The 16,482-nt window shown below is 47.8% G+C and carries 19 protein-coding genes and 2 pseudogenes; 10 read left to right on the top strand and 11 right to left on the bottom strand.

Annotation, left to right across the window (positions count from 1 at the left end):
• The 5 genes and pseudogenes from LH51_RS12450 to hpaD (LH51_RS12430) all read right to left on the bottom strand — a co-directional run.
• The coding region (locus LH51_RS12450) for a Bcr/CflA family multidrug efflux MFS transporter (RefSeq protein ID WP_036522554.1) at positions 1-1,097 on the bottom strand (1,097 nt) is incomplete at its 3' end.
• Positions 1,098-1,116: 19 nt separating this feature from the next.
• Positions 1,117-2,042 (bottom strand): annotated as a pseudogene (gene hpaD / locus LH51_RS12445) (3,4-dihydroxyphenylacetate 2,3-dioxygenase).
• 13 nt (positions 2,043-2,055) lie between these two features.
• Positions 2,056-3,252 carry a Bcr/CflA family efflux MFS transporter gene (locus tag LH51_RS12440; protein ID WP_036522561.1) on the bottom strand — a complete coding sequence of 399 codons (1,197 nt, stop codon included), beginning with the start codon at positions 3,250-3,252 and terminating at the stop codon, positions 2,056-2,058.
• A 13-nt stretch (positions 3,253-3,265) separates the two neighbouring features.
• Positions 3,266-4,695: pseudogene (locus tag LH51_RS12435) on the bottom strand (aldehyde dehydrogenase family protein).
• 67 nt (positions 4,696-4,762) lie between these two features.
• Positions 4,763-5,614: a 3,4-dihydroxyphenylacetate 2,3-dioxygenase gene (gene hpaD / locus LH51_RS12430; protein ID WP_036522552.1), complete on the bottom strand. Its 852-nt coding sequence runs from the start codon at positions 5,612-5,614 to the stop codon at positions 4,763-4,765.
• A 365-nt stretch (positions 5,615-5,979) separates the two neighbouring features.
• On the opposite strand from hpaD (LH51_RS12430), the gene LH51_RS22775 reads away from it, so the two are divergent.
• The 3 genes from LH51_RS22775 (at position 5,980) to LH51_RS12420 (ending at position 8,163) form a co-directional block, all read left to right on the top strand.
• Positions 5,980-6,723 (top strand): acyl-CoA dehydrogenase family protein, encoded by a 744-nt coding sequence (locus LH51_RS22775; protein WP_235263711.1) that lies wholly within the window; start codon positions 5,980-5,982, stop codon positions 6,721-6,723.
• Positions 6,720-7,148, top strand: a complete 429-nt coding sequence (locus tag LH51_RS22770) for a hypothetical protein (RefSeq protein ID WP_235263710.1) — start codon at positions 6,720-6,722, stop codon at positions 7,146-7,148. The genes LH51_RS22775 and LH51_RS22770 overlap by 4 nt, the downstream gene beginning before the upstream one ends.
• 82 nt (positions 7,149-7,230) lie before the next feature.
• The gene (locus LH51_RS12420) at positions 7,231-8,163 is read left to right on the top strand and encodes a p-hydroxyphenylacetate 3-hydroxylase reductase component (RefSeq protein ID WP_036522550.1); all 933 of its coding nucleotides are present in this window, start codon (positions 7,231-7,233) and stop codon (positions 8,161-8,163) included.
• Between the two features lie 99 nt (positions 8,164-8,262).
• Here the strand turns inward: LH51_RS12420 and LH51_RS12415 are convergent, their stop codons facing one another.
• Together LH51_RS12415 and LH51_RS12410 are read right to left on the bottom strand one after the other, a co-directional pair.
• Entirely contained in the window at positions 8,263-8,766 is a 504-nt protein-coding gene (locus tag LH51_RS12415; protein ID WP_052063748.1) for a LabA-like NYN domain-containing protein, read from the bottom strand.
• A 36-nt stretch (positions 8,767-8,802) separates the two neighbouring features.
• Complete coding sequence (locus tag LH51_RS12410; RefSeq protein ID WP_052063747.1) at positions 8,803-9,648, bottom strand: helix-turn-helix transcriptional regulator; 846 nt, start codon at positions 9,646-9,648, stop codon at positions 8,803-8,805.
• A 150-nt stretch (positions 9,649-9,798) separates the two neighbouring features.
• On the opposite strand from LH51_RS12410, the gene LH51_RS12405 reads away from it, so the two are divergent.
• The 6 genes from LH51_RS12405 to LH51_RS12385 all read left to right on the top strand — a co-directional run bounded on the left by LH51_RS12405 (position 9,799) and on the right by LH51_RS12385 (position 14,484).
• On the top strand, positions 9,799-10,878 hold the full coding sequence (locus LH51_RS12405) for an ABC transporter ATP-binding protein (RefSeq protein WP_036522549.1): 1,080 nt from the start codon (positions 9,799-9,801) through the stop codon (positions 10,876-10,878).
• A 222-nt stretch (positions 10,879-11,100) separates the two neighbouring features.
• On the top strand, positions 11,101-11,757 hold the full coding sequence (locus LH51_RS12400; protein ID WP_200881994.1) for an ABC transporter permease: 657 nt from the start codon (positions 11,101-11,103) through the stop codon (positions 11,755-11,757).
• Entirely contained in the window at positions 11,754-12,554 is an 801-nt protein-coding gene (locus tag LH51_RS12395) for an ABC transporter permease (protein ID WP_200881993.1), read from the top strand. Before LH51_RS12400 ends, LH51_RS12395 begins: the two co-directional genes overlap by 4 nt.
• Before the next feature lie 32 nt (positions 12,555-12,586).
• Positions 12,587-13,057, top strand: a complete 471-nt coding sequence (locus LH51_RS21525; RefSeq protein ID WP_200881992.1) for an extracellular solute-binding protein — start codon at positions 12,587-12,589, stop codon at positions 13,055-13,057.
• A 14-nt stretch (positions 13,058-13,071) separates the two neighbouring features.
• On the top strand, positions 13,072-13,620 hold the full coding sequence (locus LH51_RS21520; RefSeq protein WP_235263709.1) for an extracellular solute-binding protein: 549 nt from the start codon (positions 13,072-13,074) through the stop codon (positions 13,618-13,620).
• A 51-nt stretch (positions 13,621-13,671) separates the two neighbouring features.
• Complete coding sequence (locus LH51_RS12385) at positions 13,672-14,484, top strand: carbon-nitrogen hydrolase family protein (RefSeq protein WP_052063746.1); 813 nt, start codon at positions 13,672-13,674, stop codon at positions 14,482-14,484.
• Positions 14,485-14,493: 9 nt separating this feature from the next.
• Here the strand turns inward: LH51_RS12385 and LH51_RS23655 are convergent, their stop codons facing one another.
• The 3 genes from LH51_RS23655 to LH51_RS12375 all read right to left on the bottom strand — a co-directional run bounded on the left by LH51_RS23655 (position 14,494) and on the right by LH51_RS12375 (position 15,904).
• Positions 14,494-15,006, bottom strand: coding sequence for a permease (locus LH51_RS23655; protein ID WP_200881991.1), 513 nt, complete (start codon positions 15,004-15,006; stop codon positions 14,494-14,496).
• Complete coding sequence (locus LH51_RS23650; protein WP_200881990.1) at positions 15,003-15,545, bottom strand: permease; 543 nt, start codon at positions 15,543-15,545, stop codon at positions 15,003-15,005. Before LH51_RS23650 ends, LH51_RS23655 begins: the two co-directional genes overlap by 4 nt.
• A 65-nt stretch (positions 15,546-15,610) precedes the next feature.
• Positions 15,611-15,904: an ArsR/SmtB family transcription factor gene (locus LH51_RS12375; protein ID WP_036522548.1), complete on the bottom strand. Its 294-nt coding sequence runs from the start codon at positions 15,902-15,904 to the stop codon at positions 15,611-15,613.
• 200 nt (positions 15,905-16,104) lie between these two features.
• Between LH51_RS12375 and LH51_RS20875 the strand changes: the two genes are divergently transcribed.
• Complete coding sequence (locus LH51_RS20875; protein ID WP_160173727.1) at positions 16,105-16,272, top strand: hypothetical protein; 168 nt, start codon at positions 16,105-16,107, stop codon at positions 16,270-16,272.
• On the opposite strand, the gene LH51_RS20095 is transcribed toward LH51_RS20875, so the two are convergent.
• Positions 16,259-16,411, bottom strand: a complete 153-nt coding sequence (locus LH51_RS20095) for a DUF3096 domain-containing protein (protein WP_081960801.1) — start codon at positions 16,409-16,411, stop codon at positions 16,259-16,261. The genes LH51_RS20875 and LH51_RS20095 overlap by 14 nt on opposite strands.
• Positions 16,412-16,482 lie beyond the last annotated feature (71 nt).

Here is a 16,482-nt window from a genome sequence, read left to right as displayed (position 1 = left end):
CCGTCATGCAACCAACTCACAATACCGCTGGCTACTGCACCTAACCCAAACTGGGTAGCTACTGCGATGCCTGCCGCTGCACCTGCCTGCTCAGGAAAACGTGACAAAAGACTCGCCATGCAGTTTGCGCCCAATACGCCAGTGACACTGACAAAACTGAATAGCGCCAGCACGATTAAGGTCAACCCGCCTATGCCAAATAACGTGGCACAAAACAGTACCAGGCCTGAAGCGGCAGCCAAACTTGCACCTAACCACAATAAAGGTTGCGTCCCCCATCGTCCGACATAATGTGCATTCAGGCTGACAAGCAAGATAATTCCACCGATGTTCATGCTAAACAGCCATGCATAGGTCTGAGGCGATACACCAAAGTAATCGATGTACACAAATGGAGACGCGGTAATGTAAGCGAACATGCCAGCAAAAGTTAACGACATACACAATATGTAACCAACGGCGACCGGCTGTAGCAAAATGTTGCCATAGGCTTTGTAAACCGCAGTAAAGCTAGTGCCACGGGAGCTACCATGATGGGTTTCTGGTATTTTCCAAACACAGAAAGCTAACACCACTAACGCAAAGATAAACAACACCACAAAAAGAGCGCGCCAGCCTGCCAGCAAGATCAGATAACCACCCACCAACGGCGCCATGAGCGTAGCGATCATCGTGACTATATGCATCAATGACAAGACACGCGCCGCTTCACTGATTGGAAACAGATCGCGAACAATGGCTCTTGCCAACACAGAGGCCGATGCAGCCCCCAAAGCCTGTAAAAAGCGGAATGTAATAAGCCACTCCGCTGAACTAGCAAGGACGCACGCCACACTGGCAATCAGATAAAGACTAATACCAGCAAGTAACAGAGGTCTACGCCCTAACTTATCCGATAAAGGACCGTAGACAAGCATGCCTATAAACAGACCAATTAAGAAACTACTGATGGTCAACTGTATATCGCTCTGTACCGCGCCAAGGTCTTCAGCAATAAGTGGTAAACTTGGGAGATACATATCGATAGATAGTGGCCCAAAAGCCACAAGAGCAGCTAGCAGCACTATCAGCCGATGAGGGTTTAATACAGTTACCATCAGGAATCTACCTACCTATTTAGAGACGCCCAACAGCCGCAAGTGAGGAGTCTGCTACGGATGCCTGAGGGCCAGGTACCTGGTCGCCGGACACCGGAGCAACAGGAAAAACAGCATTGATCTGCCCTGTTCCGGAACTGCCAAAATAGGGTGTAATCACCTCTACTTTTTGGTCATAGCGAGACCAACCTAAAGCCCCTAACAGCATTGCCGTATCATGCATAAACCCTTCACCATGACCTTTAACGGCATATTCAGGTAGCATGGCGCAAAAATCAGCCACTCGCCTGCTTCCCACATGCGTACAACATCATTATCCAATCGCTCTAAAAAAGGACTCCACACCTTCGTTGCAAAATCCGGAGCCTGACCATTCTGAGCAAACCGATGTGACAAAGAGCCACTTGCCAATATAGCGACAGTGCCATCATAGTGCTCTTCTATTGCTTGTCTAAGCGCCCATCCCAAACGTGCACTGTCATTGAGATAGTGAGCCATACACATCGCAGAAATTGATACTACCTTAAAATGCTGGTCTTCATTCATGTAACGCATGGGTACCAAAGTGCCATACTCAGGATCGAGCGTTGTATGTGCATGCGCCAGTGTTTCTACCCCTTGCGCTTTACACTCATCCGCAATCAATTGGCCTAACAGTGGATTGCCACTAAATTCAAACTCCATATTTGAGATAAAATGGGGTAACTCATTACTGGTATAGTTGCCCTTGAAGTGTGCTCCACAGTTAATATGGTAAGCCGCATTGACCAACCAGTGGGTATCAAACACCACCAAGGTATCGACACCTAATTCCCGACAGCGACGACCAATTTCCTTATGCCCATCAATAGCGGCCTGACGAAACCCTTTTTGAGGCCCGTCTAACTCCGACAGATACATGGACGGTACATGTGTGATTTTTGCCGCCAACGCTAGCTTACCCATAACTTACACCTCTTTATTCTTGATTGTATTTTTGAACTGATCGACTCTGTGACCAACCGTAAAAATGTGCTGCCATCGCCAACAATGTTGTCAGCAGAATAGCAGCGAAAATCCAGCCAGGATCAAAACGAATTAACCAAGAAGCACTTTGTGCAACCATAGAGCCAATCAGTAACTGAATAAAACCCATCATGCCTGACGCTGCACCAACAGCACCCGCTCTACTACTGATAGCCGCTGTCTGAGCACCAGGCTGACTTATTCCTCTACCTAAAATCATGATGGCCACTGGTAAAAACAGGGTCGCAAAACCCAAGCCCATTAAACCGTACAAAAACAGCAACAATAGGGCTCCAAGAAGTGCCAGACCGTTACCAATGAGGATTAATTTATCAATATCAAAATAACGCGCCAGCCGGGTAGACATAAAACTACCTAACAGAAAAGCAAATGAAACCGTTAAAAACCAAAACCCATAATCAGCAGATGTACCACCCAGACTTCCGACTACAAGATAAGGTGCGCTACCAATAAACAGATAAAACCCGCAAGCCAGAGCCGTTGTCGCAAGGACATATCCACGATATGATACTGATTTTAATAAATTATTATATGACTGAAGCACCAAAAACAGGCTAATACGACTGCTACGCTCCACACAGGTTTCAGGTAAATAACGTAGCGCTATTAACCAAACTGAGCCACCCATAGCAACGGATAGATAAAAGACTGAATGCCAACCACTCCAGAGATTTAACACCCCACCCAAAGCAGGCGCCAGGGTTTGAGCCAAAGCGATTGCCATAACCAGATAACCCATTCGACCAGCAGCACCTTCACGTCCGTACACATCCAATAATATGGTGCGTGACAACGCCATTGCCGTACTACCACCGAGTGCTTGCAATATACGACCTAAAATCAGCATTTCTATCGACACAGAAAATGCCGCAATAGCGCTACCCAATACATGCAGCCCGAAACCGACCAATACAACTGGACGTCGACCGAAGTAATCGCCAAACTGACCACTAATCAACTGACCTAATGCAAGCGTCAATAAGTAGAGGGTAAACGTCAGTTGCATGATGCCCGCATCAACACCAAGCATCCGAGCAGCATCAGGCATTGCTGGAATAAAGGCATTTAAGGCCAAAGGGCTAGCCATCGCCATAAAAATCAACAATGCAGACGCAGGAGGCACCGGCATAGGCATAGTATGGCTAGGCAGGGTTGCGTACCACGAGCAGACGCAACTCTGTCATGTCTTCTATGGCATAACGCACACCTTCACGTCCTAAACCACTATCTTTTACGCCACCATAGGGCATGTGATCTACTCGCCAAGAAGGAACATCACCAATCACCACGCCGCCTACCTCTAGCTCATCCCAAGCCTTCTGAATCTTGTAGATATCTCGGGTGAAAATTCCGGTCTGTAAGCCAAAAGCAGAGTTATTGACCTCCTGTAGCGCCAGATCAAAGTCACTGAAGCGTGACAGAATAGCAACCGGCCCAAAGGCTTCTTGAGTGTTCACATCCAGAGATGGGTCAACATTTTCTAGCAATGTTGCCTGGAGCATCGCGCCCTGACGTGTTCCACCAGCCAAAAGGTTTGCTCCTTTTGATGTGGCATCGAGTATCCAATCATGCAAACGTACGGCTTCTTTTTCAGAAATCATAGGGCCTATAAACGTTTTTTCATCCTTTGGATCGCCGGATGGTAACGCCTTAACAGCGACGGCTAACTTATCACGAACCTCTTCATAATGAGCTTCGTGAACTAGAATTCGCTGAACGCTGATACAACTTTGACCAGATTGATAGTACGCACCAAACACTATGCGAGCGACCGCATCATCCAGATCTGTTCCTTCATCGACTACACAGGCCGCATTACCACCTAACTCCAGCACCACAGGCTTTTTACCCGCTTTGGCCTTAAGCTGCCAACCAACTTCTGGTGACCCGGTAAAACTAAGCAGCTTAAGTCGATCATCGGTGGTGAATAGATCCGCACCATCACGATGACAAGGTAAAATAGAAAAAGCGCCCTTGGGCAAATCTGTTTCAGCTAATACTTCACCAATAATGATCGCACCAATCGGTGTTAAGCTGGCAGGTTTAAGCACAAACGGACAACCTGCCGCTATTGCAGGCGCCACCTTGTGAGCGGCAAGATTAAGTGGAAAGTTAAATGGTGAAATAAATGAGCAAGGGCCTATAGGAACGCGCTTCCACATCCCCGTGTAGCCTTCAGCGCGAGGCTTATATCCATAGGAATCACTTCACCACCAATCCGAACCGCTTCTTCAGCAGCAATGCGAAAGGTGTCGATCAAACGGGTGACTTCACCACGTGCATCTTTAATAGGCTTTCCTGCCTCAATGCATAAAGCTTGAGCCAATTCTTCTGCTCGCTCTTGGAAACGATTGACGCAATGATTAAGAATTGACTGACGTTTCCAGGAAGGCAACTTCCGCATCGGCTCTGCCGCCTGCTCAGCCGCTGCAATCGCTTGATCTATAACCACCGCATCTGCAATCGCAACTCGCGTAGCAATTTCGCCGGTAAATTTATCGTAAACAACCAAATTTTGATTCGGGCTTTGGGGCTCATTCGCAAGATAAAACGGGTAAGATCTGCGCAACATGACAACATGCTCTCCATCATTCAACTACGCAGCCAGTAATCACCCAGCTGCCAAAAAGGGATTAAACTCAGAGAACAGGGAAAACCACATTAGCCTGCCCTGTGCCGGAGCTAGGGAAATACTCGCCAATAAGCTCACCTTTACCGGCATAACTATCCCAACCCAAAGCACCGAAGAGCATGGCTGTATCATGCATACCACCCTCGCCAGAGCAAAACTGGGCATATTCAGGTAGCATTTTCAGGAACGTTGAAATCTCACCTTGCTGCCAAAGCTCTAGTACTCGCAAATCAACTTGACGGTTGAACTCACGGGAAATCGTGAAGGTGCCGTTGTTCTCAGCATACAACTCATTTTCCCATATTTTGTGCGACAGTGAACCCGAAGCAAGTAACAATACTTTTCGGTCGCTGGCTTCGACTGCTTCACGAATTGCCTCGCCCAATTTTCGAGAATCTTGCAGATTATGAACAGTACACCAACCCGCAATGGAAATAATTGGCATATCACCGGGCTGCATAAAATGCATCGGAACTAAGGTACCGTATTCAAGATCTAGCGTCTCAACTTGATGTGACAGGGTATGCACACCTTTTTCAGTAGCACGCGCGGCGATAGCGTTCCCTAGCTCAGGATCACCACGGTATTCATAATCTAGATTTTGAATAAAATGAGGAAATTCATGGCTGGTATAGCAACCCTTAAACGTAGGGTTACTGTTAATATGAAAGCCGGCATTAACCAACCAATGCGTATCTAACACGATCACTGTATCAGCACCTTTTTCACGTGCCCGACGCATGATCTCCTTGTGCCCATCAATGGCCTGTTGTCGACATCCTTGCAGCTTTCCGGGTTGTTCAGAGAGGAGCATTGTTGGAACATGAGTCACCTTGGCAGCCATTACGATTTCGCCCATGGTAAGCACCTTTTTTAGTTATTTAAGTGGTCTGATATTATTTTATTTAATATATTAACTAAATCAAATCCTAGCCCACCTAACATGCCCTGTCAACAAAAATGACGACCTGTCTTTGAGCTATATCAATACAAACATCAACCAAAATTTCAGATAGAAATAAACACTTAAGATATTGATTTTAAATAGATAGTCGTGAAATTAATTTACAAGACACCCTGCAACAAACAGAAAAGTACAATAAATAAATAATTTAGTACCTTTATAGAAAGCAATGATTCTGTCCATAATTTAATTAAGTTAAAGCATTTAGCTTATTAGCGACCTCAATAAAATAATTGAAAAAGTACAGAGGCTAACTATTCATGTCACAGACAAATTCTATGCTCGTTAAATTAAAAGAAATACTACCTTCTATACGAGAAAATGCCCCTCAGGCAGTCAAACTTCGTAAAATTCCTGAAGAAAATATTCAAATGCTCAATAATATTGGGCTCAATCGCGCATTTCTTCCCAAGGCCTATGGTGGTCTTGAAATGTCATTACCTGAGTTCACAAATTGTATTGCAGCGCTTGCAGGTGCATGCTGCTCAACTGCGTGGGCCTACAGCCTTTTGTGCACACACAATCACCAAATGTCTATGTTTAACAAACAAGCGCAAGATGAATTCTGGAGTACAAACCCAGACGCTGTCGCATCAAGTAGCATTGCTCCTTTTGGTAAGCATGAGGAAACTGAAGGTGGTATTATTTTTACCGGCGACATGAAGTGGAGTTCCGGTGTTGATCATGCAGACTGGATTATAGTTGGCTTTCTGCGCAATAATCCTGCGGGTGGCAAAGTTTATAGCTTCGCGATCATACCGCGCCAGGAATTCTCTATTATCGACGACTGGTATTCTGTCGGTATGCAGGGTAGTGGTACAAAAACGGCGCATATTGACAGCGTGTTCGTTCCTGAGCATCGCATTCAGGCTGCCGTGGATATGATGGAAGGTCGTCATGTTGGACGCGATTTATATCCCGACAGTAAGATTTATCACACCCCATACCGCCCATACTTTGCGTGTGGCTTCGCAGCGATGAGCTTGGTGTTGCCGAACGAATGATCGATGTCTACAAAGAGCTCACTCAGAATCGAGTTAGAGCCTACACAGGTGCATCTGTGCGTGAGTCCATCCCTCCCCTTCTTCGTATTGCTGAATCTTATCAACAAGTGGCCGCTGCACGTGCCTATCTGGAAAAAACCTGGCAGGAGCATAAAGAATATGGAGAGCGCCATGAATATCCCACACGCTATGTGTTGGCACATTGGCGCACCAACCAAGCTTATGCGATTAAAATGTGTGTAGAAGCTGTCAATCGCCTGTGGGCGGTGATGGGGGCTTCGAACTGGTATGAGGATCGTGAAGCACAACGCCTTTGGCATGAGTCCAACATGACTGCGGCACATGCTTACACCGACTATGATGTCTGTGCGCAAATATTAGGCCGTGAATTACTCGGTCTCGAGCCGGACCCCTCTCTGCTGTAATTCTTTACAAGATACTCACTGGGCTTTTTAACATAAAAATCCCAGTGAGTTTATTGCCATCTATTTTATAAAGGCCACCACTATGAATTCCTCTATCACTGACTTCGACCCAAAAGCTTTTCGACGTGCATTAGGAAACTTTGCTACTGGCGTTACAGTTATCACAGCCACGGCCCCTGATACCAGCCGTGCGGGTGTCACAGCTAATAGTTTCAATTCTGTATCGCTGGACCCACCACTCATTCTCTGGAGCATAACCAAAAACTCTGGCAGCTACCCTGTATTCGAAAAAGCGAGTCATTTTGCTGTTAACATACTAGCAGCTGATCAAATTGATATTTCAAATCATTTTGCGCGCCCGAGTGAAGATAAATTTAACGGTATAAACTTTTCATTAGGCTTAGGTGATGCCGCGATTCTACCGGATACCTCAGCGTGCTTTCAGTGTGAACGCCATCAAATCCTTGATGGGGGAGATCACTGGATTCTGGTTGGCAAGGTAGTTTCCTTTGATGATACTGGACGTGCTCCTTTGGTATATCATGGTGGTGCATACTCAGCTCTCATACCCCATGCAGGGTCCAAACCAAAAAATACGGCTGCATCTGATGCCGCTCAAAGCAAAAATGACCAACGTCTAGCTGATAGTCTATATTATCAAATGCTACAAGCGGTCAAACGCTACCAAGCTGATTATCAGCCTTTGCAGCTGGCAACAGGACTTCGCACTATCGAAGCGCGCATGCTTCTAACACTTAATGACTTCGGAAGCATATCTGCAGACGAACTAGAAGACCGCATAGCCATGCCTGATAATGATTTAAATGCGGCAGCAGAAACCTTATGCCGAAAAGGATGGCTAGTACGCGAAGGTAATGATCTGAGTATCACCACTACGGGCGTAAAACAGGCTGAAATACTTTGGCAGATCGCGAATGATCGCCAAAATGAAGTCTTCGGCCAATTCTCAGAAGAGGAGATTGAGACATTTCGTAAAGTATTAAGTGCGGTTTAAAAAAAGCGGCTATCTTAATTGCAATGCCTGACAGTGTTAGAGTCACTGACCCGCTTATTACCTTGCTGCCCGATTTATTAAAAATAGACCGGGCAGCTTTTATTGTAGCAAAGCAGCGTCGATAGCAATCCATTTATCGGCGCTTTTGATCAACGACTGCGCGGTTAATCCGGGGACGCTAAACAGATGGCTACGGACCTGATAGCGGTCACGCAGTGTGTGCAACAACAGATCAAAATCACCATCGCCAGACAGCAAAATCACCTGGTCAACCTCGCCAGCGCAGAGCAAGGCATCAATCGTAATTCCCACATCCCAATCTCCCTTGGCGGAGCCATCACCGCGCTGGATATAGGGTTTGAGTTTGACCTCAAAGCCGATATGCCGCAGTGCTTCCTGAAACTTCTGCTGCTGCGGGTCACCGCGATCTATCGCATAGGCTGTTGCGGCTACTATCTCCCCCAACTCACTGGCCTGCTGCCAAAAGGCACGATAATTAAACTGCCGGCCAAACACCTGCCGCGTGGTGTAATAGATATTTTGAACATCGGCAAAAATGGCTATTCGGGTCAAAGGAGCCTCTCTGGGTTTGGTTGAGTACATGCAGTCACTTTGGCTACTTTAAGCTTCCAGATAATATCATTTCTCCGACTCACTCGATGATATCGAGGGTGCAGATATTCGCGAAAAAACCGGCATGAGTAGCGCAAACAGTTCGGCTTGTGAAGAGATCTGACATTTGGCATAGAGTTGTTTTCTAAACACTTTTACTGTTTCTGGACTAATACCCAGATTCAGACTGATGGAAATGGAAGAGTGGCCTTGCAATATAAACATGGCCACTTCAGCCTGCCTGCTGGTCAAACTGATGGCTTGCTCGACCCGCAGTGTATCAATCAAACGGCTGACCAGTGGTTTGGTGTTCATTTGCTCAGGCTGGTCCGGCTGATAGTCTCGCCAATGTTCCTCCATCAAGGTGCAGATAACTGACTCATACTGCCGCAGACGTTCCCTTTCCTGCTTTGAAAATAGCTGACCACTGGATCGATCCTTGCCAAAACAGGCGGTCACTGTCAGGTCACGATTCAAATCGGCAAACGCAGCTACCTCATCAATCAGCGTTGTTTTCTGATAATACACATTGAAATAACTGGTACGTTTGAACTGATCTGGCGCTATGTCAAACAGGCGGTGTAACCCTGTTTTCAGTCCATTGCGATGGGCATGATAAAACGGGTCCAGCAAATACGCGGCATTCAGGTAATCAGAATCCATATAGGTATAGACCACTGGATCAGTAAATTGGCGATACAGAACTACCGGATTGGTATCACGATAATAGGCAATGATAATCAGGTTATCGAAGGCGGCCAGATAGCGTACGAAGTGTGCAAATGCTTCACAAAAACCAGGACGATGCAGGGTTTTGATGACATGTGCCAAGGCTTTATCACGCAATCGAAGACTGTTTCTTGGCTGTGACATCAGATACCCCTCTAGGGTTATATACCCCTAAAACTGATAAATTATATTTTAGCTTACAAATAAGTGGTACTTGCTAAGTCAGTCAGCATACCAAACCACCACTTGACTGAACACAGCAAGACACACACACGATTTGAGAGGATGCGTCCCATGCAAGCCGAGAACACTGCAATTTCAATTGAGAAGGTCGTCAAAAATTTTGGCGCTTTTACCGCACTGAAACAGGTTTCACTGCAAATCCAGAATGGTGAGTTTTTTACCCTGCTCGGTCCATCGGGCTGTGGAAAGACCACGTTACTCAGGTTGATTGCCGGTTTTGAAAGCACCTCGCAAGGAAAAATATTTTTGTTTGGCGATGAAATTGAAAACCTGCCTGCCAACAAGCGTCCCATCAATACTGTTTTTCAACACTATGCTTTGTTCCCACACATGGACATTCGCGACAACATCAAATTTGGTATGCGCATGCTGAAGTTTTCCAAGCAAGACATGGATCGTCGTGCCGATGAAATGTTGGAACTGGTACAGCTAGGTCAGTTTAGTCAGCGAAAACCCCATGAGCTATCCGGCGGTCAGCAACAGCGTGTCGCGCTGGCACGGGCACTGGCACCCCGCCCGAAAGTGCTGCTGCTGGACGAACCCCTTTCAGCACTGGATTTGAAGTTGCGTCAGTCCATGCGTGCAGAACTCAAACAAATACAGCAGGAAACCGGTATTACCTTTGTGTTTGTCACCCATGACCAGGAAGAAGCCCTGGCCATGTCCGACCGCATTGCGGTGATGTCAGCAGGCCAGGTGCAGCAAGTTGGTACGCCCAAGGCTATTTATGACCAGCCGGCAAACAGCTTTGTAGCTGACTTCATTGGTGAAACCAATTTACTCGATGCAACAGTGGAACAGGTAAGCCAAGGGTCCATGACCTGTCGTCTGAACAATCAAGTACGCATTCAGTGTCCAAGCTCAGTCGCTAGTAATCAGTCCAGACAGATTAAACTCAGCATTAGACCTGAGCGCCTCAGTTTTTCTGCACTCGATGAGGCAATAATGACCGGCCATATCTGCCAAAAAAGCTACATGGGTACAGATACCCAATTTGTAGTGGATGTCGGGCAGGGGCTATTGGTTAAAGTCAGGGCGCAGAACAACCTGGACAACACGGATGAACTCAGTCAGGGAAGTCAGGTGGGCATTAACATCGACGCGGCTTTTGCCAGAGTACTGGTGAACTGAAATGGATAAAAGCCTCCCTAAAACCTCAGCCCTGTTAGCGCCAGCGATCACCATTATATTCGTTTTTTTGGCCATCCCGATTTTGACGCTGATGACTTACTCATTTCTGCAGCCAGGACCTACGGCGGTGTCGAGTGGATCTTTAGCCTGGATGCATATGTTCAGCTGTTTTTTGAACAAGACTTTCTTACCGAAGAATGGGTATTCAACTCCGATTACCTGGTGATCATTCTCACCTCGATTATGCTCGCAATCATTGCAACATGCTGCTGTCTGTTACTCGGACTCCCTACTGCCTATTTTATTGCAACCCGCCCGCCCAGCACGCGTATGCTTTGGCTGATGGCCGTGATAGTGCCCTACTGTGTGAATCTGCTGATACGCACCATCTCAATGCTGTTCATTATTCGTGATCAGGGACCGATAAACAGCTTCCTGATCTGGACAGGTTTGATTGATGCTCCGATTCAGATTGCTTATACCAATTTTGCGGTAACGCTGGGGCTGTTCTACTCCTATCTGCCGTTTATGATCCTGCCTATCTATGTTGCTGTTGAGCGCTTCAACTTCTCACTGCTGACGGCAGCCAATGATTTATACGCCAGTAAATGGGCAGTCTGGCGCTATGTGCTTCTACCCAACCTAAAACCCGGCATTATCGCGGGCTGCCTACTCGTTTTTATTCCATCACTAGGTGCTTTCATCGCACCAGACCTGCTCGGTGGCGGAAAACAATTAATGATCGGCAACTTGATCGCGCTGCAATTTCAAGGTTCGCGTAACTGGCCCTTTGGTGCCGCACTGGGCATGGTGCTGATGGCGATGATCTTTATCGTGTTAATTGTGTTTTCAAAACGTAATAGCCAGGAGGCGAGATGATGAAACACACAGACCTCAAACGCTATCCTGGGTTTCGCCTTATCACCTGGGTTTGCTTAACCGTACTCTATGCGCCGATGCTTGTTCTGGCGATCTACTCATTCAACTCAGTCAGATCAATTACACACTGGGGTGGCTTCACTTTTGACTGGTACCTTAAGGTTTTTCAAAACCCGTCTATTCAGCAAGCCACGCTTAATTCGCTGACCATTGCCAGCACGGCTGCCTTTACGGCAACACTGGTTGCACTGCTTGCCGCCCTGGCTCTGGTGATGGGAAAGCCCTATAAAGGTCGGACCGCCACACTCACATTTATCAATTTTCCAATTATGGTGCCCGAAATCATCGTCGGCATTGCCAGCCTGCTTTTCTTTATCGCAATCAACTTTCAACTCGGTATGCAGAGCATTTTGATTGCCCATACTGTTTTCTGCATCCCTTTTGCCTTTTTACCCATCTATTCAAGAGTGAAAAGCATTGAGCGCTATTACAGTGAAGCCGCTCAGGACCTATATGCCAGTCAACTGGACTGCTTTCGACTAGTTATATTTCCAATGATTTTACCCGGTATCGTATCTGGCTTTTTACTCGCATTTATCGTATCGCTGGATGATTTCATCATCACCAACATGGTAGCTGGCCCTGGCTCAACGACCTTGCCTCTCACGATATACAGCATGGTCAGGGTCGGTTTCACACCGGAAATAAATGCACTCTCAACCCTGTTACTGCTGGTGTCCATCCTCCTCGTCAGCCTTGTATACCTGATCAACCGACGCTCCACCTCAAAAACATGAACCCAAAATCTTGTTAAACCTGGAGAACAACCATGAAATCCTTTACCCAAAAAGCCACCATGACAGCAGCAACACTGCTGCTGTCATCATCCCTCTATGCCGCAGGTGAACTGAAGTTATACAACTGGTCAGACTATATGCCGCAGGAACTGATTGATAAATTCAGCAGCACCTATGATGTAAGGGTTATTCAGGACTCCTACGACAGCAATGAAACACTGCTGGCACGCTTAAAATCCGGCGTGACCGGCTATGATGTAGCAGTACCCGGTGACTACATGGTCGCCATCATGATTGAAGAGGGTCTGCTGGATAAAGTCCAGCCACATACATTAGAAAACTTTAAACACATAAAAGAAGAACTGGTTGATGTCTACTTTGACCCAGGCCGTGAATACTCTATCCCCTACCAGTTCGGGACCACCTCTTTTATGGTCGACACTGACGCTATTCGGGTGATATCGATACCCTGGCGATACTGTTTGATACCCCTGATGAGTTAAAGGGCAAGGTCAACATGTTTCGTGACGTCAATGATGTCATCAATGCCGCCCTTCGCTACAAAGGCTTTGAAACTTGCAACAGCAACAGAGCTGAACTGGCCGAGGTCAATGACCTGTTACTGGAAGCAAAAAGTGACTGGCTGAGCATCACCTCAGATGGCGCCCGTGAAATGGTGGTTTCCGGAGATGCGGCCGTCAGTATGATCTGGAATGGCATGGGGCTGCGCGGCCGTCTTGAGAAGCCGTCACTGCAATACGCTTACCCTAAAGAAGGCATGACCGCCTGGGCTGACAATCTTGTTGTCTTGAAAGGCGCTGAAAACCGAGACAACGCGCTGCTATTCATGAACTTCCTGCTGGAACCGGAACATGCGGCTGCACTGACCAACTTTGCCGGCTATACCGCGGGTGTAAATAACACCGCGCCCTTCCTGATGGATGAACTGAAGCATGCACCAGAACTCAACCCACCCGCCAATGCACCAACGGCTGAGTTCGTCCCGCCCTGCTCAGCAGACGTTGTCGCTCTTTATGATCGCATCTGGACCAATCTACTGAAGTAATTGACCCGCCCTGGTGCAACCACCAGGGCAGACTACGTTAAGGAAACCTACGTGAAAGTTCTAACCTATCAGGATACGCCAGCCTTTTGTGACAAGGAAAAAAACCTGCGTACTATAGAATCGACTTGCGCAGCGGCTGCCATGCTCGGTGTTGATACTGTTGTATTTCCGGAGCTGTTTCTCACCGGATATCAGGTGGGCACTCAGGCCGCACTACTGGCAGAGCCGATCAACGGTCCTTCAGTAGAACAGCTACGCCAAATAGCAGATACCCACCAGGTTGCATTAATCTGTGGCCTGATTGAAGTCAGCGAGGGCAATCTCTTTAATGCCGCCGTAGCCATCAATGCCGATGGCAAACTAGTGGCACACCATCGCAAAGTATTCCTGTTCGGCGATACCGAAAAGCACCTATTTCAGCCAGGAAATGCATTTACAGCCTTTGAACTCAATGGCATCACCTGTGGGCTATCGATCTGTTATGACATTGAATTCCCGGAAACAGCTCGCTGTTTTGCAAATCAGCAGGTAAAGATTCTGTTCAACCCCACTGCCAACATGATGCCGTACCTGGCCGTACCCAAAACCCTGGCACGCGCCAGAGCACTGGAAAATAATATGGTTGTGGTGTATGCCAACCTGTGTGGACATGAAGGTAATACCGAATACACCGGCCTCAGCGCCATTATCGGCCCCGACGGTGAAGACCTGAGCCGCGCGGGAAAAGATCCGGCCATACTAATGACCGATCTTTCCCCGGCATTACACCGTGGCCTGTCAACCCAGCTACATGACCTGGCGCTGAGTTCAACAAACAATCCATTTCCTAATACCCAGCCAGCAAACAGACACACAACAAAATGACCCGTGAAATCACCACAGACTCCATAACTGAAACAACAGTCCCGCCGCAAAAGCACCACTTAAGGATAGTGCGACATACAAGGCAAAAATACGCGGTTTAACCAGCACCCAAACGGCAATGGCGGCTGGCAGTGATGTCACACCGCCAGCAATCAGAAAAGCCATACCTGCTCCGGCCTGCATACCCTGCTCCATCAGGGTGGCAATCAATGGCAAAGCGGCATAGCCATTGAAATAGGCAGGCACACCGAAAAGTGTTGCCAGCAATATGGGGCTGATCCCCTCACCACCCAGGGTTTGGGTAATACGATCGGCGGGTATATACGCCAGCATCAGGCTTTCCAGCAAGAAGGCCAGTGCCAGCCATTTCAGCAAAAACAGAGCGGTGCGAACACCTTCGCGGCGAAAGCGCGACAGGCGTTCCGGTTCATTCCAGAAACGCCAGACAGGTGCTTGCTGCGAACGCACTCTAGCACCACCACAGCCACCGTTACCCACACCGGCACGTAAGGGTTCATTCAAAGCATTTCCTTTGACCAGGAGGTGTACAACGCTCCCCCAAACAGCCCCATACCTATAGCCACCAGGGCTTTCGCCAACGCAAATTCAACACCGATAATACCTGTAGTTAGCGCAAACATGGCCGGGTCCATCAACGGCGATGCTAACCAGAAGGCCATCACCGGCGCCAAGGGCACACCCATCGCCAACAAGGCCGCAATCAAAGGAATAACCCCGCAGGAGCAAAAAGGTGAAAGAGCTCCAGCCAGAGCGCCCATGATAATCATAGTGGTAGGTGCACCCACGAATGCGCGAGAAATCAGTCCGTCAGCCCCGGTAGCATTGGCCCAGGCCGCAATCAACACCGATGCCGCTAAAAAAGGTGCGACAGAAGCAAGCTGACGTAGCATTAGCTCAAGTGACTGACCCGCTTGTGCGGCATCAAGCACCCACACCCCCAGCAGGATCAAAACCACCGCCAACCAGGGCTTTTCTTTGCGCCAGACTCCAGACACCCAGAGTGATGTGCGACTTGGTAAAGGAAGACTTTGCTCTGTCATTACCATATCTCCAGTAATGTAGTTATATTGGTTTAAATTAAACCGCATTCGACTGTTGCAAAGGCCTAAATGCCCCGACAACACTCCCGTGTCAGGTACTCGATAGCCGCTTCCATGGCGCTATAATCCGCTACAGTTTGTATTTCACGCCCCTGACGGTTCTGCAAAATCAAACCCGCCTGCTTCAAACTGCGCAAATGGTAGGCGAGCGTAGACAAAGGCATATCAAGATGCTCGGCTATTTCGCCCACCAGCATGCCGTCGTGCCCAGCCTGCACCAGCAGGCGAAACACACTCAGTCGGGCTGGGTGCCCTAAGGCCGCCAACGCATTAGCTGTAGATTCTATATTCATAGTCATGTGAAGATTATAACTACATTTATAGTTTTGTAAATTGATTATTTAAATGGAGACTCAGCACACTTCGTTGGTGGCTACCAAAGCACGCCAAGCTTGCAGCTCACTCTTTGCTAACTTGCCAGGGTGTGCCGTTGCACGTCGGGTAATTACTGCAATCAGGTAGACATCCACGACAAGGGAGGCGGTGAGGTGACGCAGGTGTGCTTGGAAAAGTAGGCGTTGGCGTTGGCTTGGACATATTGATACGGCTTCGTCAGTTTAAGGTATCGAATGTTACGTTCCGCAGTGAGATTTGGATGTCAGATAAAGCCAATGCGCTGCTGGCGGGCGCTGGTTATTTCAGCGCCCTGGACATCAACGGAAATTGAAGCCGCCGCCAAATAAGCCAATAACGCCGATAGCGATAAGGTAAAAGGCCACGATATAGTTTAGCAGGCGCGGCATCACCAGGATGAGGATGCCAGCGATCAAAGAAATCATCGGGGTTAAGCCAAGTGTAATATTCAAGAGATTATTCCTTTCGTGCGCCGGGCGGATTGCCGACACATAAATTTATTATAGGCCAAAACTCAAACCCA

It is taken from the genome of Nitrincola sp. A-D6 (genome assembly GCF_000764495.1).
Taxonomy (GTDB): domain Bacteria; phylum Pseudomonadota; class Gammaproteobacteria; order Pseudomonadales; family Balneatricaceae; genus Nitrincola.
The sequence above is the reverse complement of the archived record's forward strand: the minus strand, read 5'-3'. Positions and strand labels throughout refer to the sequence as shown.